This is a genomic window from Salimicrobium flavidum, from assembly GCF_900156645.1.
GTDB lineage: Bacteria > Bacillota > Bacilli > Bacillales > Halobacillaceae > Salimicrobium > Salimicrobium flavidum.
This window is the reverse complement of sequence record NZ_FTOC01000007.1, coordinates 83,193-102,169: the sequence shown is the minus strand read 5'-3', so window position 1 is coordinate 102,169 and position 18,977 is coordinate 83,193. Positions and strand designations below refer to the sequence as shown.

Sequence of the window (18,977 nt, the reverse complement as noted above, 5' to 3'; positions counted from 1 at the left end):
TAGCGGCTTCAGGCTTCAGCGTGTTTGTAATACTCGTTTCTGTAGTGACGGGAAGCTTTCCAACCATGAGAAATCTGGAAAATTCCCGCTATCAAAAATAGAATACCGATGAAAAGAGAGACACGGGTTTCGTAAAACAGATACTGACCGGCACCAAAACTTGCAATGAATATGCCGAGGAAGAGTTTGGCCATACTATTGTAATAACGCTGAGTAATCGGGTGCGCTGTACGTGTAGTCATTACTTTGTTGTAAATGTATAGTACAATGGATACAATAACCAAAGCGACGAAGAGTAACATGAACATCATCCTTATGAAGTATTTGATACCGACTATTTTAGCTTGTTTCTAAAAAAAATGCCACCATGTTTGCATAAAGGAGTGTTTTTTCATGTATGAAAAGATAAAGGAACTTATCGAAGCACACCCGACTGTCATTATTCATCGCCATGTACGCCCGGATCCTGATGCTCTGGGATCACAGCTCGGTCTGAAGAAAATCCTTGAGGATGCCTATCCTGAAAAAAAGATCCTCGCAGTCGGCGAGGAGGACCCCTATTTCCATTTTCTCGGTTCTATGGACACGGTGAAAGAGGAGGATTATCGGGGAGCGGTAGTGATAGTCAATGATACAGCTAACCAGGAGAGAGTAGACGGGGATAAATATGAATCAGGGTCAGCTCTCATCAAAATCGACCATCATCCTGTCGTGGATGAATATGGAGATATCCAGTGGGTGGAATCAGACGCCAGTTCGACAAGTGAAATGATTTACGTCCTCGTGCGTGAAATAAAGGAATGGTCCTTCTCAAAAGAAGCGGCGAGGTTACTTTATGCGGGGATCATCGGGGACACCGGACGCTTTTTGTTTCCGAGCACCACAGAGAGAACCTTTGAAGCGGCTTCAGAGCTGATCAAATATGATTTTGATCGCCCTCATCTGTATGATAGCTTGTACAAGACCTCGTTGCGTCTGGCGAGGTTGAAGGGATATATACTGCAGCATATCACTGTCTCGGAAGAAGGCCATGCAGTTATTCCTCTTCCTAAAGATGTGCTGAAGAAATTCGGCATCGATCCTTTAGAGACGAGCCAGCTCGTAGGCGTACCGGGGGATATTGAAGGAATTTTATCCTGGGTGTTTTTCGTCGAAGAAGATAAGGAAATAAGGGTCCGTTTCCGTTCGAAAGGGCCGGTCATCAACAAACTTGCCGAAAAATACAGCGGAGGCGGTCACGCTATGGCTGCCGGGGCACGTGCAGCGGATTGGAAAGAAACCGAAATGATTGAGAAAGAATTACAAACGCTTTGTAAGGAATATACCAAACAGAAACTGGAAAGCTCTTCTTCCTACTGATTGCTGTTTTTATGAAGATGATCAGTTCTTCGTGAACGGAGGACTGATTCATTTATCATCTGCCGGTTGAGGCCGGAATCCCTTTAAACGATCCCTCTTCATTTCTTATCCCCTCCATTTCCCTCTCCTTCATTTCTATAGGCCCTTTTAAAGTCTGTTGTTGATTTCAAAACGAAAGGGTGAAGACGCCTGCTGTAGAAACATAAACGGAAAATAAGCCGAATCGATTTCAGAGAGATTCGGGTAGCCCGCGGCAAGCGTCTGTCTGGACATTTATTTTCATAGTAGCCTTTCTATAAAAAAGATAGGATGCTGCTTTTATGTATCGTGACTTGAGTTTGCCCGAAGCCGTTGTTGACAAGTGAAGGCAGGTAGCTGGAATATTCTTTAAAATTCAGGCAGAGGAAGGTGAAAAAGATGAGTTATACTCATATAGGAGTCAAAAGCGGCTATAGTCTGATGGACAGCACGATAAATATCGACGCACTAGTGGATAAGGTTAGTAGCCAAGGCGCGTCTGCGGTAGGTTTAGCGGATCTTGGAAGTGTCAGTGCATGGCTCACCTTTTATAATGCCTGCAAAAATGAAGGTATTACTCCCCTGCTTGGTGTAGAAGTTCCGTTAGTTTCAGCAGGTGAAAGTTACCCTGTAATTATGATTGCTGAATCAGAGCATGGCGTCGGGAATATCCTGGAAATTACGAGCTACCATCACATGAAAGGAAATGTGATTCTGGAAGAAATACAAGATCTTGGAGAAGATGTGACCGCCATTTGGAGAACGAGAGAGACCCCAGTAGCTCAAGCGGTCATGGAAGGGAGAGAGAGGGAAGTTTTGTCTGCTTATGACTCTTTCCGGGCGGTTTTCCCTTCTATGTACATCGGGGTCATGGCTACAGAGTATCGCCAGGAGCAGATGCTTCATGGATATTTGAAACAGTGGGAACGAAAAAACGGGATAAAATGTACTGCAATAAGTGACGTCCGTTTTCTCCAGGAAGAAGATAGGGAGACCTATGAAGTTTTACGTGCGATGAAAGCGGGGGCACCCTTCGAGAAAGGTGATTCACCACTGACGATTACTTCCTTACATAATCCGTCCGAAACAGAATCTTTTTTCGGGGATTGGCCGGAAGTGATTGAAAATAATGAAAAGATTGTCAGCAGGGCGCAAGTGGAACTGCAGTTGTCACGGTCTCTTCTTCCTTCCTATCCCCTGAAAGATCAAACCTCTGATGAGTATCTGAGAAAACTTTGTGAAGAGGCATTGAATGAACGCTACCGTGGTCATAATGAGGAAGCGTCGGAACGATTGGACCATGAGCTCGAGGTCATTTCCTCCCGTCAATTCAGTGATTATTTTCTGATTGTATGGGATTTTGTCACCTTTGCCAAAAACAGCGGAATCAAAGTAGGGCCGGGGCGTGGTTCCTCGGCAGGAAGCATCGTCGCTTACCTGCTTGATATAACTACTGTAGACCCGCTCGAGCACGGTCTTTTGTTTGAAAGATTTCTGAATCCTGAACGTCAATCGATGCCGGATATCGATATCGATTTTTCTGATCATCGACGGGATGAAGTGATTACATATGTCAGAGAAAAGTATGGAAGTGATCATGTTGCACAAATCTGTACATTCGGTACTTTTGCAGCGAGGAGTACGATCAGGGAGGTAGGAAAAGCACTTTCCGTGGAGGAAGGTGATATTGCTTACATACTTAAACAATTTCCCTCTGATCGCTCGATGGGATTGCAGCAGATTGTGAAACGTTCGGAAACGTTGAAATCTTTCATCCGCAGTTCGGAACAGATGAAACGGTTGTTCCGTATCGGATCGAAAATCGAAGGCTTGCCGAGACATGTGTCGACACACGCCGCCGGAGTCGTCATAAGTGATCATTCTCTCAGGAGATATACGGGGATGATGGACCATGATGGACCTGCATTGCTGACACAGATGGCAATGGGAGACGTCGAATCGCTCGGACTGGTGAAGATGGACTTCCTTGGATTGAGGAATCTTTCTTTTCTTGAAAATGTGGAAAAAAACATACAGAAATACAAAGATTCTTCTTTTTCCATCGAAGCTATACCAGCAGAAGATGAAAAGACGTTTGAACAGCTTGCAAAAGGCAGAACGAATGGCATTTTTCAACTGGAGTCGAAGGGAATGCGGAAAGTACTGCGCCAGTTGAAGCCTGAACGTTTTGGAGATATCGTAGCAGTGAACGCTCTGTACCGGCCGGGACCGATGGATTTCATACCGGATTACATTGAAAGAAAGCATGGAACAACTCAAGTTACGTATCCGCATAAGAAAGTGGAGCCGATACTGAGGGAAACATACGGAGTGCTCGTTTATCAGGAGCAGATCATGAAAATTGTTCAGATCGTAGCCGGCTATTCACTCGGAGAGGCTGACTTATTCAGGAGAGCGGTCAGCAAAAAGCAGGAAGAAGTGATTACACAGCAGGAATCCCGTTTTCTAAAGGGAGCCGGAGAGCGTGGGTTTGAAGAGGGAGTGGCGAAAGAACTGTTCAGCTGGATCGTACGTTTTTCGAACTATGGATTCAATAAAAGCCACGCCGTTGCCTATAGTTTCATTTCCTACAGACTCGCTTTTATCAAAACGCATTATCCGGAATATTTTCTGGCTGAATTGTTGAATAGTGCGACAGGTGACAAAGAAAAGATAGCCGATTACATTAGGGAGGCGAAGCAGGGCGGTCTTGCAGTGAAACCGCCGTATATGAATGAAGCTTTTCCGCAAAGCTCTGTAAGAGGAGGGAGTATCGTCCTCGGTTTTATGCTCATCAAAGGGATAGGGTATAAGGTGGGCCAATCGATTGTACAGGAGAGGGAGAACGGACGCTTCACGAACTTCTTCGATTTTGCTATGAGATGCGCTTCATTCCTGGACAGGAATGCTATCGAGGTTCTGGTCAAAGCAGGAAGTTTTGATCGGTTGCATTCGAACCGGGCCAGTCTTTTGGCGAGTATTGAGCAAGCTCTGGACCAGAGTGAACTTTTCAGGGAATTCCAGGGAGATACAGGATTTCTTGCAGAATGGAGTGGACAACTGGTCGAGAAAGACCCGCTCCCTTCGCTGAAACGGCTCAATCTGGAAAAGGAGGTTCTCGGTACGATTCTTTCTGCCCACCCGCTCGAGGAAGCCAGAAAATCTTTACAAAAGAGAGGCGTCGACTCCCTCTACGCGGCAACCCGGAGGAAAAGCGGGCAGATCTCCACAGCCGGTGTGGTTGATAAAATCAGAGAGATTCGCACGAAGCGTGGAGAAAAAATGGCGTTCCTTACTTTGAGTGATGAAAAAGATGAAATGGAAGCTGTAGTGTTCCCGGAAGTGTATCGGGATTGCAGCGCATGGCTCGAAGAAGAGATGATCGTGGTCTCACAGGGGAAAATCCAGGATCGAAAAGGCGAGAGACAGCTTCAGGTGCAAAAAATACGCCAGATGGAAGAAGTCAGGGAAATTTTCATAAAAACGGCTCAGGAGCAATATTGGGAAACCCTGGGAAGTGCGAAAAGCGTAGCGGAAGATTTTCCGGGGGAGCACGATATATTACTGTATGTTGAAGACGAGCAGAAAGCTTATAAAATGCCCGAAGGATACCGGGTCTCCCTTGGAGAAAACGTACAGCAACGATTCAGGCAGAAGTTCGGTGATACAAGAGTAGCCGTCCGGAAAAAATGGAAGTGAAATGAAGCGGGAAGCCTTTACACGAAGTAGTGATTTGTTATAATTGAGAAGTCGAATTTGGTGGTCTGACCACTATGGGGACGATAGGAATCTGCCTCTTTATAGTATAAAATAATAGTAGATGTTATTGAAGTGAAGGAGTGTGGTCTTTTGTCAAATTTGCGAGATGAAGCGTTGCATATCCACAGAGTGAATCAGGGGAAACTGGAGACGACTCCAAAAGTACCGGTCCGGAATGCCAGAGATTTGAGTCTTGCATATTCTCCTGGAGTGGCGGAGCCATGTAAAGAAATCTATGATCACAAAGAAACAGTGTTCGATTATACAATGAAAGGCAACATGGTTGCAGTGGTAAGTGATGGGTCGGCTGTGCTCGGCCTTGGAAATATCGGTGCGGAAGCTTCCTTGCCCGTGATGGAAGGGAAGGCTGCGCTATTCAAAAGTTTTGCAGGGGTGGATGCTTTCCCCATTTGCCTGAGCACGAATAATATAGATGAGATTGTGCAGACGGTCAAACTTATGGAGCCTACGTTCGGCGGGGTGAACCTCGAGGATATTGCGGCTCCGAACTGTTTCATTATCGAAGATCGTCTAAAAAAAGAAACAGACATACCTATCTTTCATGATGATCAGCACGGTACTGCAATTGTAACGGTGGCAGGTCTTATGAATGCTCTGAAAATCACCGGCCGTTCCTTCTCCGATATCAAGGTAGTGGCTAACGGGGCAGGGGCAGCAGGCATTGCTATTGTCAAGCTTCTCTATCATTTCGGTGTGAGAGATATCATTATGTGCGATTCCCGCGGGGCGATTTATGAAGGACGTCAGGAAGGAATGAATGATGTCAAAGAAGAAGTCGCTAAAATCACCAACAAAGACAAGGTCTCCGGAAAACTTGAAGAAGTGATGGAAGGAGCGGATGTATTCATTGGTGTTTCCGTAGGAGGGCTTCTTTCCAAAGAAATGGTGGAGAAGATGAACGACGATTCCATCATCTTTGCAATGGCGAACCCCGAGCCTGAGATCATGCCTGAGATCGCTAAAGAAGCAGGAGCACGCGTAATCGGTACCGGGCGTTCTGATTTCCCGAACCAGGTCAATAATGTCCTGGCCTTCCCCGGGATATTCCGAGGGGCGCTGGATGTACGTGCTACGAGAATCAACGAAAGAATGAAAATTGCTGCAGCAGAAGCGATTGCGGGTCTTGTGTCGGAAAGGGAACTTCATGATGATTATGTCATCCCGGCTCCTTTTGATTCCAGAGTAGCGCCAGCTGTCGCAGCAAGTGTCGCTAAAGCTGCAATGGAATCAGGTGTCGCAAGGAAACATGTAAACCCTGAACAGGTGGCTGAGAGAACTCGTCAACTAACTATGATTGATGAGGAAGATTAAGGAGAAGGGGGCTCCCCTTCTCCTTCGTTTTCCGCATTTCTTTCTCAAGACGTATCCTTCGTCTGCATAAGGAAACTTACATAGGAAAGGATCGATGTGAACTGTGTCTCCCACTAAACCGGAAAAGACAAAAGTGTATGAAGGTGTCCTTCATCAGTTGAAACAATTCATCGAAGATAAAGCTGTGAAGCCGGGAGACAAGCTTCCTTCCGAAAGGGAATTGAGCGAACAGTTGCAAGTAGGGCGCTCTTCGATCAGGGAAGCGCTGCGAGCGCTGGAGCTTCTAGGACTTATCGAAACGAGAAGAGGAGAAGGCACTTTTTTGAAGGAATACAAAGCTTATCATATGGTAGAGTTGCTTTCGACTTTTATTCTCAATAAAAACAGAACAAGAGAAGAACTCCGAATCGCCAAAAAGATGCTGGAGAAGGAGATCTTATTTTTGTCGCTGGGAAGATTGACATCAAGTGATATCGAAGCACTGGAAGAATGTCTTTTTCCATTTTGTGAATCAAGTCATGACTCTTTCTTCAAGAAAATGTACGTGCTTCAGAATCAGGAGTTGCTGTTATCTATGTGGCAACTGATCAGTTCTTATCTACAAACAGTCGAACAAAGCGAATATACTGCGGAGTGGCATGAAGAAGTGTTACGCGTGTTGGAGAGAGAAGAGAAGGAAAGTCTCCTTTCTCTGTTTGACGACACTGCAGGAGAGGAATACCCGAATAAAACAGAAGACGGAGGAGGGCCTTAAATGTTCAAGGATATGTTCGGAAAAAAGAAGCGTTATAAGCCCGTGCCGAATAATGAAAGCAAAAAAGAGGTTCCTGAGGGACTGATGCAGAAATGTGAAGGTTGCCAGAAAATATTCTACAGAAAAGAAATGAACAGAAATTTGTGCGTATGCCCTAACTGCGATTATCATATGAATCTGACTGCATATGAACGTATCGAACAGCTTTCGGATGGGGAGACCTTTGAAGAATGGGACGAAAACCTGGAAACGACCAATGTTCTGGGCTTCCCGGATTATGAAGAAAAGCTTGAAAAGGACAAAGCGAAGACGGATCTTAAAGAAGCGATTGTTACCGGTAAAGTTGAAATAGAGGGACTGCCGGTCGCTGTAGCTGTCATGGATTCCAGGTTCCGTATGGGGAGTATGGGGGCAGTTGTCGGTGAAAAAATAGCCAGAGCAGTAGAAAAAGCCCGGGAACAGTCCCTTCCTTTCATCATTTTCACTGCTTCTGGTGGAGCTCGGATGCAAGAAGGTGTAGTCAGCCTTATGCAGATGGGGAAAACGGCCATAGCTTTGGAACGGCATAATCGCTCGGGTCTTTTATTCATCTCGGTTATGACGCATCCTACAACGGGGGGCGTCTCCGCAAGCTTTGCATCGTTAGGTGATTATAATTTTGCCGAACCGAGAGCGCTTATAGGTTTTGCAGGAAGGCGGATCATTGAACAGACGATCAGTGAAAAACTTCCTAAAGATTTTCAGACTGCTGAATTTCTGTTTGACCATGGGCAGCTCGATCAGGTTCTTCACCGTCATGAAATGAAGCGTGTACTCGGAAATATACTTGATATCCATAGCACAGGAGGGGAAAGTGATGAAGCACGTTCTTGATTTTGAAAGGCCAGTCATTGACCTTCGTGAAAAGATAACGGAGCTGAAAAAGCTCACGGAAGAAAAGGACATAGATCTTTCAGAAGAAATTAAAACCATGGAGGAAAGGCTCGAAAAACTGGAACACGACGTGTATACGAATATGCAGCCGTGGGATCGGGTCCAAATGGCACGTCATCCCGCACGTCCTACCACTCTCGAGTATATCGATCATCTCTTCGATGGGTTTCTTGAAATGCATGGGGATCGTTTCTATGGTGATGATAAAGCGATCATAGGTGGCATTGCCAAATTTGAAGGCACGCCGGTAACTGTCATAGGTCATCAGCGGGGGAAAGATACGAAAGAAAACATTTTCAGGAACTTTGGCATGCCTCATCCGGAAGGGTACAGAAAAGCGCTGCGATTGATGAAGCAGGCTGAAAAATTCGGGCGTCCTGTCATCACGTTCATCGATACAAAAGGGGCTTATCCAGGGAAAGCCGCAGAAGAACGCGGCCAGAGTGAAGCAATCGCAAGGAACCTTATGGAAATGGCAGGGCTGGAAGTGCCGGTCATCTGTATTGTTATAGGAGAAGGAGGGAGCGGAGGCGCCCTCGGCATCGGTATCGGGGATAGAATACTGATGCTTGAGAACGCTACTTATTCAGTCATCTCTCCTGAAGGAGCTGCCTCCATTCTTTGGAAAGATGCAGCATATGCTCGTCAGGCGGCTGAATCCATGAAGATAACTTCCTACGATTTGCAGTCTTTGAACATCATAGATGAGCTGATCCCGGAAATCATGGGGGGAGCTCACAAAGATCTTCATCAGCAGGCGGAAATTCTCAAGCCTTATATCCGTTCCACCCTGGAAGAACTGAAGAAACAGAGCGTGGAGGAACGTCTTGAGAATAGGTACGAGAAATACAAAAGTATTGGCGAATATGCTACAATTGATATATAATGAAACCAGTTGAATTAGGGGGGGAAAGGTTCCAGTCGCACAAAAGTAGTGCGACTTTTGCCATCTTAAGGGGATGATAACGCTCTCATCATTTCAAGGGAGTTTGTACATATACCCCCTTTTTTGCAGGGCAATAATTTTGTTTAACCCCTCCTGAGATAAGGGAAAAGTGAGAGAAGTACTTAAACGAGGTGAGTAAGCAATGAAACGAATAGGAGTATTGACAAGCGGAGGGGACGCCCCAGGCATGAATGCGGCTATCCGCTCCGTCGTTAGAAAAGCCATTTACCATGGTATGGAAGTATATGGCATCAATTATGGGTTCCAGGGACTTATTGAGGAAGATATCAGAAAAATGGAGCTCGGCTCTGTCGGTGATATTATCCAGCGTGGAGGTACGATGCTTTATTCTGCACGCTGTGAAGAGTTCAAGACGGAAGAAGGCCAGTTGAAAGGAATTGAAACGCTGGAGAAATTCGGTATCGAAGGTCTGGTCGTCATAGGCGGCGACGGTTCATTCATGGGTGCCAAGAAACTGACGGAGAAAGGGTATCCTTGTATAGGAGTCCCGGGTACGATAGATAATGATATACCTGGTACGGACTTTACAATCGGATTTGATACAGCACTGAATACGGTTTCTGAAGCGATCGACAAAATACGTGATACCGCAACTTCCCATGAAAGGACTTATATTATTGAAGTGATGGGGAGAGACGCCGGAGACCTTGCCCTGTGGGCGGGACTTGCCGATGGAGCGGAAAGTGTGCTCATTCCGGAAGCGGAAGATACGATCGAAGACGTTACGGATCGTTTGAAGCGTGGACGCGAACGTGGGAAACGTCATAGTATCATCATCGTTGCTGAAGGATACGGAAGCGGTGTTGAATTCGCGAAGGAAATTGAAGAAAAAGTGGATCTGGAAACGCGAGTGACAGTACTCGGTCATACTCAGCGCGGAGGGTCTCCTTCAGCATCCGACCGCGTGCTCGGAAGCCGCCTCGGCGCAGCAGCTGTTGATTTATTATTGAAAGGTTCGGCCGGCAGAATGGTCGGGATCCTAAGGAACGAAATCGTCGATCATGATATTCTTGAGGTGCTGAATCAGGAGCATTCCATCAATATAGACATGTACCGTTTATCTAAAGAACTATCTATTTAAAGGAAAGTCGTTTTAACCAGAGGAGGACTAATAATGCTTAGAAAAACTAAAATTGTTTCAACGATAGGCCCGGCTTCCGAAAAGCCGGAAGTGCTTAAACAGCTGATAGAAGCAGGGATGAATGTAGCTCGCCTCAACTTCTCACACGGAGATTTTGAAGAGCATGGCTCCCGGATTGATAATATACGCAAAGCTTCGGAGGAGTCCGGAAAGACGATAGCGATTCTGCTTGATACGAAAGGCCCGGAAATCCGGACGGGAGATATGAAAGAAAAGGAAGTATTCCTTGAGAAAGACTCTACACTCTACGTCACTATGGACCCGGTCGAAGGGGATGCCGAACGTATATCGGTAACTTATCCAGGGTTGATCGATGATGTTCATAAAGGATCTAAAATTCTTCTCGATGATGGTCTTATCGAACTGCTTGTTGAAGAAATCGATAAAGATAATAATGAGCTCAAAACAACGGTTCTCAACAACGGCCCTATAAAAAGTAAAAAAGGTGTGAACGTGCCGAACGTAAGTGTCAACCTTCCAGGTATGACGGAGAAAGATGCCAGAGACATCGAGTTCGGGATTGAACAGAATGTAGATTTCATTGCTGCTTCTTTCGTGCGCCGTGCGTCTGATGTTCTTGAAATCAAAGAACTGCTCGAAAAGAACAATGCTTCTGACATCCACATCATCCCGAAGATCGAGAACCAGGAGGGTGTAGATAATATAGATTCTATTCTCAAGGTCAGTGACGGTCTGATGGTGGCTCGTGGAGATTTAGGGGTCGAAATCCCTCCTGAAGATGTTCCGCTCGTACAGAAGAAATTGATCACAAAATGCAACCAGGCCGGAAAACCAGTCATCACTGCCACACAGATGCTTGATTCTATGCAGCATAATCCACGTCCGACACGTGCAGAGGCTTCTGACGTAGCCAATGCCATCTTTGATGGTACGGACTCCATTATGCTCTCCGGAGAAACAGCTGCAGGTGATTATCCGGTTGAATCTGTTCAGACGATGGCGAACATTGCCTGGAAAACAGAGACAGGATTGGATTATGCGTCTATCCTCTCCGAGCGTACAAAACACACGGATATGACCATCACAGATGCAATCAGCCAATCAGTGACGCATACGGCTATAAATCTTGATGTGAATGCTATTATCACTCCTACAGAGAGTGGACACACAGCGCGTATGGTATCTAAATATCGGTCTCAATCACCGATTTTGGCTGTGACTTCCAGTGAAAAAGTGAACCGCAAGCTCTCTCTTGTGTGGGGCGTGCATGCCCTGATGGGTGAACGCGCAAGCTCTACAGATGAAATGCTCGAGTCTGCGGTTGAACAGGGTCTTGCTTCCGGCCTTGTAGAACACGGCAATCGAGTAATCATTACAGCTGGAGTACCAGTAGGGGAAAGTGGAACGACCAACCTTATGAAGGTTCATGTGATCGGTAATGTTATGACGACAGGTCAAGGTATAGGTCAGACAAGCGCTTCAGGTCGCGCGATTGTAGCCAAAGATACGGAAGATGCTCTTGGACGTGTCCAGGATGGAGACATTCTCGTCACTTTTGGCACAGAAAAAGAAATGATGCCAGCTATCGAAAAAGCAAAAGGTATCGTAACTGTAGAAGGCGGTCTGACCTCCCATGCCGCTGTAGTGGGACTCAGTCTCGGTATTCCGGTTATTGTCGGTACGGAAGAGGCTTTGGATAAAATCGACGATCAGTCTATTATTACGATTGACGGCGCTCAAGGAAAAATCTATAAAGGTCATACAGGTATCCTTTAATGAAAGACGGGGCTTCTCCCGTCTTTTTATTATGTGCTGGTGTGACGGTCGTGATAAAATGAAAGCATGATAAGACTATATGGTCAGAGTTGATGTTCTGAAACTAAAGGACGTTGATCAGAAAGGATCGATGAAAATGTTTAAGTGGCTGTTTTTGTTTATATTGGTGATACCGGCTCTTGAAATCGGTCTTCTCATATGGAGTGGAAACCTGATTGGTCCGCTTTGGGTGATTCTTTTGATTATTGCAACAGGAGCTTTGGGAGCATGGCTTGCGAAAAAGCAGGGTATGGAGACCATCCGTGATTTTCAGGAGTCCCTTCAAATGGGACAACCACCGCAGCATACGTTGCTGGATGGAGCATGTATCCTGGTTGGCGGAGCAGTTCTTTTGACTCCCGGTTTCATTACGGATGCGATAGGTTTTATGCTTCTTATTCCAGTTACGAGAGCGCCTATCAAAAAAGTAGTTATGAAAGCTATCGAAAAGGGTATGGATAAAGGTACTATCACTATTTACAGAAGATGATTCCGGGTGTAAACGGGAGTTATTTTTGGGAAGCATTGATATATTTGACAAGAAATTAACCGGTTTCAATTCACATTCTTTTTAAAATAATTTATAATTGTGCTTGGGGAAAGATCCTTATAAAGTTATGAATCTTTTTTTAAAATCGTTTTTCGGATGAAAAGAAACCGGCTTTTTAATCTTCTAAAGGGGGAAAGTTCTATGACATCTACTAAAGGACTTGAAGGAATTACGGCTACAGAATCAGCGATCAGCTCAATTATTGATGATAAACTCACATATGCAGGGTATGATATCGATGATTTGGCAACAAACTCCAGCTTTGAAGAAGTGATTTACCTGCTTTGGAACCAGAAACTTCCGAACAAAAAGCAGCTGGATGAACTTAAGGATGCTTTGGCGGAAGAGATGGATATTCCGGATGAAATCACTGCCCACTTGAAATCTTATGATTTGAAGTCAGTGAATCCGATGGCTGTCCTTCGTACATCTATTTCCATGCTTGGAATATTTGATAATGAAGCGGATGAAATGGAAGAAGAATCCAACAAACGAAAGGCAGTACGTATTCAAGCGAAGATACCTACAATAGTGACCGCTTTTGCCCGGATCCGTAAAGGCGAAGAACCCGTGAAACCTAAAAAAGATTTGAGTTTCGCTGCTAATTTCCTATATATGCTGAACGGTGAAGAGCCGGAAGACCTGGAAGTGGAAGCGTTTAACAAAGCTCTTGTTCTTCATGCAGACCATGAGTTGAACGCATCAACTTTCACGGCACGTGTATGTGTGGCAACGTTGAGTGACATCTACTCCGGTGTGACGGCTGCTATCAGTGCATTGAAAGGGCCACTCCACGGCGGAGCCAATGAACGTGTCATGGCTATGCTCACTGAAATAGGAGATGTGGATAACGCTATCCCTCACATAGAGAAAAAACTCGAAAACAAAGAAAAAATCATGGGTATGGGCCACCGCGTTTACCAACAGGGAGACCCTCGTGCTAAACATTTAAGAGAAATGTCGCGTGAGCTTACCGGCCTTACCGGCCATTCGAAATTCTACGATATGTCTGTAAAGATCGAAAAGTACATCAAAGAGAACAAAGGGCTACCTGCGAATGTGGATTTCTATTCCGCTTCCGTTTATCATAGCCTCGGTATCGATCATGATTTATTCACGCCGATTTTCGCAGTGAGCCGTACTTCCGGTTGGCTTGCACATATTCTCGAACAGTATAACGACAATCGTCTGATCCGTCCGCGTGCTGACTACACAGGACCGAAAAACCAGACGTACAAACCGGTAGAAGAACGTTCCTAAAGGAATGGACTTTTTCTTTCCATCATTTTCACGTATGATATGTAAGTGAATCAATTAACAGGAGGGAACATCATGTCAGAAGCAAAAAAAATCACAGTAGAAGAAAATGGAGAACTGAATGTACCTAATCATGCAATCATTCCTTATATCGAAGGTGATGGCACAGGGCCTGATATCTGGGCATCCGCAAGTCGCGTGATTGAAGCGGCTGTAGATAAAGCATACAACGGAGAAAAAGCGATTGAGTGGAAGGAAGTTTACGCTGGTCAGAAATCTTATGACAAGAGCGGCGAGTGGCTTCCGAACGAAACACTTGATACGATCCGTGATTACAAAATCGCTATCAAAGGTCCATTGACGACACCTATCGGCGGGGGCATCCGTTCTCTTAACGTAGCTCTGCGTCAGGAATTGGATCTGTACACTTGTCTCAGACCAGTTCGCTACGTGTCGGGAGTACCATCTCCGGTCAAGCGTCCGGAAGATACGGACATGGTCATTTTCCGTGAAAACACAGAAGATATCTATGCAGGTATTGAATGGCAGAAAGGATCCGATGAAGTTAAAAAAGTCATCGACTTTTTCCAAAACGAAATGGGTGTACATAACATCCGCTTCCCGGAAACCTCCGGAATCGGAGTGAAACCAGTATCTGAAGAAGGTACGAAGCGTCTCGTCCGTTCGGCTATCGATTATGCGTTCAATGAAGGTCGTCGAAACGTAACGCTTGTACACAAAGGTAACATCATGAAGTTTACTGAAGGCTCCTTTAAAGCTTGGGGTTATGAAGTGGCTGAAGAAGAGTACGGCGATAAAGTATTCACATGGGCTGAATACGACCGTATCGTTGAAAAAGACGGAAAAGAAGCAGCTAATAAAGCGCAGGACGAAGCAGAGAAAGCAGGGAAAATGATTGTGAAAGATGCGATTGCGGACATTTTCCTACAACAGATCCTTACACGTCCGAAAGAATTTGATGTTGTCGCAACGATGAACCTGAACGGTGATTACATTTCTGATGCACTTGCTGCTCAAGTAGGCGGAATCGGAATCGCACCGGGAGCTAACATCAACTACAACACCGGTCATGCGATTTTTGAAGCGACTCATGGTACAGCTCCTAAATATGCTGGAATGGATAAAGTCAATCCGTCATCTCTTATCCTCTCCGGTGTCCTTATGCTTGAGCACCTGGGATGGAGAGAAGCAGCTGAGCTTATTTCCAATTCCATGGACAAAACGATAGGCAGCAAAGTTGTGACATATGACTTTGCACGTATGATGGACGGAGCTACAGAAGTCAAGTGTTCTCAGTTCGGTGATGAACTGATCAAAAACATGGGCTGATCAATAGGAGGTATGAATGATGGGGATGAAACGACCGAAAGTTTCTGTAATTGGTTCCGGGTTCACCGGTGCCACCACTGCTTTGATGATTGCTCAAAAAGAGCTCGGTGATGTCGTGCTTGTCGATATCCCAGATCAGGAAGACCCGACGAAAGGGAAAGCGCTCGATATGTTCGAAGCTACTCCTGTTCAAGGTGTTGATGCGAAGATCAAAGGTACTTCTGATTATAAGGATACGAAAGGCTCGGACGTAGTTGTCATTACTGCTGGCATCGCCCGTAAGCCCGGGATGAGCAGGGACGATCTCGTCACCACGAACTCGAAAATCATGAAAAGTGTGACGAGTGAGGTCGTGAAGTATTCACCTGATTGCTATATCGTCGTTTTGACCAATCCTGTGGATGCAATGACTTACAGTGTTTTCAAAGAATCAGGATTTCCTAAAAACCGTGTCATCGGGCAATCCGGCATACTCGATTCCGGCAGGTTCCGAAGCTTTATAGCTGAAGAGCTGAATGTATCGGTGAAGGATGTTACCGGCTTTGTACTCGGGGGACATGGTGATGACATGGTACCTATGGTCCGCTATTCCAATGTCGGCGGGGTACCTCTCGACACTTTGGTCTCTGAAGAGAGACTGGATGAGATTATTGAAAGGACAAGAAAAGGAGGCGGAGAAATCGTCGGTCTTTTAGGAAGCGGGAGTGCCTATTATGCTCCTGCAGCTTCGATCGTCCAGATGGTCGAAGCGATTGTAAAAGACCAGCGTCGCCTTCTTCCTTCCATCGCTTATTTGGAAGGGGAATATGGGTATGACGGTATTTATCTTGGCGTCCCTACCATTCTTGGTGGTGACGGAATAGAAGAGATCATAGAACTCGACCTTATGGAAGAAGAGAAGAAACAGCTGGATAAATCAGCGGATTCCGTAAAGAAAGTTCTGGAGATATTGGAATAAGTTGAAAAGGTTCGGGGGCTCCCTCGGACCTTTTTTTAAAAGGAGGAATATGTATGCTCGATAAAAAAAGAAAACTCGGCAAAAAAATCGATGAATTGAGAATAGGGGATAAATATGAGACTTCCTGTGAAGTGAAGGATAAAGATCTACTGATTTACCTGGGGCTGACGGATGATGCCAACCCTTTATATCTTCAACACGACTATGCTTCCCAAACTCCTTTCGAGCGTCCGGTAGTTCCGACGGTCATGCTTCACGGGATGATTTCTTCTGCCGTGTCGATGCATCTACCCGGACCTGGCAGCCATATCACGTACGAGGAGATATCCTATCCCAAACATGTGCACCATTACGAAACCCTTTCTTTCTTCTATGAAATAAAACACATCGATGAAAAGAACCATCTTATTATACTTAGTGTGCGAGCTGCAGATTCCTCCGAAGAGGAGGTCATAACAGGAACGATTCATGTGATTCCTCCTTATGAACTGGAGTCTCTCAATTCCTTCTCCCTCGAAAACTTTTATTAATATTTTGTAAAGTTTCTCCTGAAAAGGGCGTATAAATTGAAGGAACACGTTACTATAGAAATAAAGGTAACGAAAAGGGGACATTTGGATGAGTGGGAAGATACTTATAGTCGACGATGAGCAATCGATTGTCACACTTTTGAAGTACAACGTGGAACGCGCGGGGTATGAAACGGAAGTCGCTTACAACGGAACAGAAGCTCTGGAGAAAGCTTCAAATCACTCTTTCGATCTTATTGTGCTTGATCTGATGCTTCCTGAACTGGATGGGATGGAAGTCTGCAAGCAGTTGAGACAGGAGCATATTGACACGCCGATCCTAATGCTGACGGCTAAAGATGAAGAATTCGATAAAGTCCTCGGCCTTGAACTCGGGGCTGATGATTATATGACGAAACCTTTCAGTCCGAGAGAAGTCGTGGCCAGAATAAAAGCCATTTTAAGACGGATAGAGAAAGTGGAACATATCGACAAAGATGAAGTGATAACCATCAAAGATCTTGTGATTTACCCCAGTCGATATGAAGCCACAGTTAAAGGGAGAATGCTGACGCTTACTCCAAAAGAATTCGAGCTTCTGTTGTATTTAGCCAGAAATCTGGGCAGGGTATTATCCAGGGATCAGTTGCTTCAATACGTGTGGAATTATGATTTTGCGGGAGATACGAGAATCGTGGATGTCCATGTCAGTCATTTACGTGAAAAAATCGAACCGGCAACCAAAAAGCCGACCTACATCAAAACAGTGAGAGGTCTTGGGTATAAGATGGAGGACCCTGGTAAGTATGAAATTCAATGAGCGCATATTGATCGTCTATGCTGTCACTGTCATTGTGCTGATGCTATCATTCGGTCTCGTCGTTGCTCAATACGCCCAGCAGTCAATCAGAGAGGTTCTCGGAGCGGAAGCGGATATCCAGGCCAACGAAGCATCGAGAAATATCTGGTTCATGACATTCATCATGATTTCTGTCATCATAGCTACGCTGATGATTATGAGCTACCAGATTTTCATTAAATATGTCGCCCCGGTCAGGAAAGCGACGGATACTGCCGAAAAGCTGATGCAGGGAAATTACCGGGCGCGCACTCACGAAAGTGCTTTTGGGGATGCTGGAAGGCTAGGTACCACAGTGAATGAACTGGCCAGACACCTGAAAGAACTTACAAGCACTCAAGGTATGCAGGAAACACGATTGCGGGCGGTCATTAACCACATGAGCAGCGGATTGATCCTCATCGATGAAAAAGGATACATCCAACTGGTGAACCAGGCTTTCGTATCGACTTTCCGTAACCAGAAACCTTACTATCTCGACCGTCTCTATCATGAAGTCATCCCTTATGAGGAAGTCACGGATGTGATCGAAAATGTATATATGTTCGAGTCCTCTTCCTCCCGGTTACTTACGATAGATAAAGGTATCGAAAAGAAATCCGTTCAGGTCAACGGTGCACCAATTTTTGAAGAGAACAGGAAATGGCAGGGTGTCGTCCTCGTTTTCCATGATATTACTGAATTGAAAAGACTTGAGCAGATGCGCAAGGACTTTGTGGCGAATGTGTCTCATGAACTTCGTACTCCGATCACTTCGATTAAAGGATTCTCGGAAACCCTTCTTGACGGTGCGATAGATGACCGAGAAATGGCTCAGGAGTTCCTTGGCATCATTCTGAAAGAAAGTTCGAGGCTTGAAACGCTGATCCAGGACTTATTGGAACTGACCAAACTCGAGCGTGAAGATTTCCAATTGACGATGCACGATCTTAATATGACTGAGCTTTTGCAAGAGACGATGACATTGGTTCAGGACCAGGCGGACAAAAAGAATTTAAAATTGACAGGTGATATTGATCCTGATGTTATATATAGGGGGGACGCTACCCGGATCCGTCAGGTGCTGCTCAACATTATTTCTAATGCAATCACTTACACACCAGAGGAAGGACAGGTGGACATTAAATTGAGAGACCAGGGTGACAGATTAACCCTCGACGTATCTGATAACGGAATTGGCATTCCTGAAGAAGAAATCACACGAATATTCGAACGCTTCTATAGGGTGGACCGTGCGAGAAGCAGAAATTCGGGGGGCACGGGTCTTGGTCTTGCTATTGTGAAACATATTATGGAAGCGCATGGTGGTGAAATCCACGTAACAAGTGAGCCCGGAGAAGGATCAGTGATGAGTCTGATCTTTTTCAGGGCAAAAAGATAGGTGGCGAAAGAAATACTTACGTCAGCCTTTAAGAAACTTTCATCTGCTCTTAATGTCAGTTTTACAAAAGTGTT

16 protein-coding genes are annotated in these 18,977 nt (G+C 45.3%); 15 read left to right on the top strand and 1 reads right to left on the bottom strand.

Translation table 11 applies throughout. The annotated features are described in order from the left end of the window. Positions 1–8 precede the first annotated feature (8 nt). Positions 9–302 (bottom strand): YtpI family protein, encoded by a 294-nt coding sequence (locus BW944_RS10575; protein ID WP_076559477.1) that lies wholly within the window; start codon positions 300–302, stop codon positions 9–11. Between the two features lie 91 nt (positions 303–393). Here BW944_RS10575 and BW944_RS10570 point away from each other — a divergent pair, with 91 nt between their 5' ends. From BW944_RS10570 to pnpS, 15 genes are all read left to right on the top strand, one after another. After that, positions 394–1,359: a DHH family phosphoesterase gene (locus tag BW944_RS10570; protein WP_076559475.1), complete on the top strand. Its 966-nt coding sequence runs from the start codon at positions 394–396 to the stop codon at positions 1,357–1,359. A gap of 417 nt (positions 1,360–1,776) precedes the next feature. Continuing rightward, positions 1,777–5,076: a DNA polymerase III subunit alpha gene (dnaE, locus tag BW944_RS10565; RefSeq protein WP_076559472.1), complete on the top strand. Its 3,300-nt coding sequence runs from the start codon at positions 1,777–1,779 to the stop codon at positions 5,074–5,076. A 150-nt stretch (positions 5,077–5,226) separates the two neighbouring features. Continuing rightward, a complete protein-coding gene (locus BW944_RS10560; protein WP_076559469.1) occupies positions 5,227–6,468 on the top strand; it encodes an NADP-dependent malic enzyme in 1,242 nt (413 codons plus the stop codon). Positions 6,469–6,571: 103 nt separating this feature from the next. Then, positions 6,572–7,222: a FadR/GntR family transcriptional regulator gene (locus BW944_RS10555; RefSeq protein ID WP_076559466.1), complete on the top strand. Its 651-nt coding sequence runs from the start codon at positions 6,572–6,574 to the stop codon at positions 7,220–7,222. Next, on the top strand, positions 7,223–8,095 hold the full coding sequence (accD, locus tag BW944_RS10550; protein WP_076559464.1) for an acetyl-CoA carboxylase, carboxyltransferase subunit beta: 873 nt from the start codon (positions 7,223–7,225) through the stop codon (positions 8,093–8,095). Further along, on the top strand, positions 8,079–9,041 hold the full coding sequence (accA, locus tag BW944_RS10545) for an acetyl-CoA carboxylase carboxyl transferase subunit alpha (protein WP_076559462.1): 963 nt from the start codon (positions 8,079–8,081) through the stop codon (positions 9,039–9,041). Before accD ends, accA begins: the two co-directional genes overlap by 17 nt. A 202-nt stretch (positions 9,042–9,243) precedes the next feature. Beyond that, positions 9,244–10,203: a 6-phosphofructokinase gene (gene pfkA / locus BW944_RS10540; RefSeq protein ID WP_076559460.1), complete on the top strand. Its 960-nt coding sequence runs from the start codon at positions 9,244–9,246 to the stop codon at positions 10,201–10,203. Positions 10,204–10,236: 33 nt separating this feature from the next. Then, complete coding sequence (gene pyk / locus BW944_RS10535) at positions 10,237–12,000, top strand: pyruvate kinase (RefSeq protein WP_076559458.1); 1,764 nt, start codon at positions 10,237–10,239, stop codon at positions 11,998–12,000. 136 nt (positions 12,001–12,136) lie between these two features. Further along, on the top strand, positions 12,137–12,529 hold the full coding sequence (locus tag BW944_RS10530) for an FxsA family protein (protein WP_076559595.1): 393 nt from the start codon (positions 12,137–12,139) through the stop codon (positions 12,527–12,529). Positions 12,530–12,730: 201 nt separating this feature from the next. Continuing rightward, positions 12,731–13,849, top strand: coding sequence for a citrate synthase (gene citZ / locus BW944_RS10525; RefSeq protein ID WP_076559456.1), 1,119 nt, complete (start codon positions 12,731–12,733; stop codon positions 13,847–13,849). A 72-nt stretch (positions 13,850–13,921) separates the two neighbouring features. Beyond that, positions 13,922–15,196 carry an NADP-dependent isocitrate dehydrogenase gene (icd, locus tag BW944_RS10520; RefSeq protein ID WP_076559453.1) on the top strand — a complete coding sequence of 425 codons (1,275 nt, stop codon included), beginning with the start codon at positions 13,922–13,924 and terminating at the stop codon, positions 15,194–15,196. 19 nt (positions 15,197–15,215) lie between these two features. Further along, positions 15,216–16,154 (top strand): malate dehydrogenase, encoded by a 939-nt coding sequence (gene mdh, locus BW944_RS10515; RefSeq protein ID WP_076559452.1) that lies wholly within the window; start codon positions 15,216–15,218, stop codon positions 16,152–16,154. A gap of 53 nt (positions 16,155–16,207) precedes the next feature. Beyond that, entirely contained in the window at positions 16,208–16,684 is a 477-nt protein-coding gene (locus BW944_RS10510) for a MaoC family dehydratase (RefSeq protein ID WP_076559450.1), read from the top strand. 88 nt (positions 16,685–16,772) lie between these two features. Beyond that, entirely contained in the window at positions 16,773–17,483 is a 711-nt protein-coding gene (locus BW944_RS10505; RefSeq protein WP_076559448.1) for a response regulator transcription factor, read from the top strand. After that, positions 17,470–18,903 (top strand): two-component system histidine kinase PnpS, encoded by a 1,434-nt coding sequence (gene pnpS / locus BW944_RS10500; protein ID WP_076559446.1) that lies wholly within the window; start codon positions 17,470–17,472, stop codon positions 18,901–18,903. Before BW944_RS10505 ends, pnpS begins: the two co-directional genes overlap by 14 nt. Positions 18,904–18,977: the final 74 nt, after the last annotated feature.

What these genes read in the sequence shown, in the direction of transcription:
- BW944_RS10575 (WP_076559477.1), bottom strand. Translation starts at nt 302, where the DNA reads ATGTTACTCTTCGTCGCTTTGGTTATTGTATCCATTGTACTATACATT.
- BW944_RS10570 (WP_076559475.1), top strand. Translation starts at nt 394, where the DNA reads ATGTATGAAAAGATAAAGGAACTTATCGAAGCACACCCGACTGTCATT.
- dnaE (WP_076559472.1), top strand. Translation starts at nt 1,777, where the DNA reads ATGAGTTATACTCATATAGGAGTCAAAAGCGGCTATAGTCTGATGGAC.
- accD (WP_076559464.1), top strand. Translation starts at nt 7,223, where the DNA reads ATGTTCAAGGATATGTTCGGAAAAAAGAAGCGTTATAAGCCCGTGCCG.
- accA (WP_076559462.1), top strand. Translation starts at nt 8,079, where the DNA reads ATGAAGCACGTTCTTGATTTTGAAAGGCCAGTCATTGACCTTCGTGAA.
- pfkA (WP_076559460.1), top strand. Translation starts at nt 9,244, where the DNA reads ATGAAACGAATAGGAGTATTGACAAGCGGAGGGGACGCCCCAGGCATG.
- pyk (WP_076559458.1), top strand. Translation starts at nt 10,237, where the DNA reads ATGCTTAGAAAAACTAAAATTGTTTCAACGATAGGCCCGGCTTCCGAA.
- BW944_RS10530 (WP_076559595.1), top strand. Translation starts at nt 12,137, where the DNA reads ATGTTTAAGTGGCTGTTTTTGTTTATATTGGTGATACCGGCTCTTGAA.
- citZ (WP_076559456.1), top strand. Translation starts at nt 12,731, where the DNA reads ATGACATCTACTAAAGGACTTGAAGGAATTACGGCTACAGAATCAGCG.
- icd (WP_076559453.1), top strand. Translation starts at nt 13,922, where the DNA reads ATGTCAGAAGCAAAAAAAATCACAGTAGAAGAAAATGGAGAACTGAAT.
- mdh (WP_076559452.1), top strand. Translation starts at nt 15,216, where the DNA reads ATGGGGATGAAACGACCGAAAGTTTCTGTAATTGGTTCCGGGTTCACC.
- BW944_RS10510 (WP_076559450.1), top strand. Translation starts at nt 16,208, where the DNA reads ATGCTCGATAAAAAAAGAAAACTCGGCAAAAAAATCGATGAATTGAGA.
- BW944_RS10505 (WP_076559448.1), top strand. Translation starts at nt 16,773, where the DNA reads ATGAGTGGGAAGATACTTATAGTCGACGATGAGCAATCGATTGTCACA.
- pnpS (WP_076559446.1), top strand. Translation starts at nt 17,470, where the DNA reads ATGAAATTCAATGAGCGCATATTGATCGTCTATGCTGTCACTGTCATT.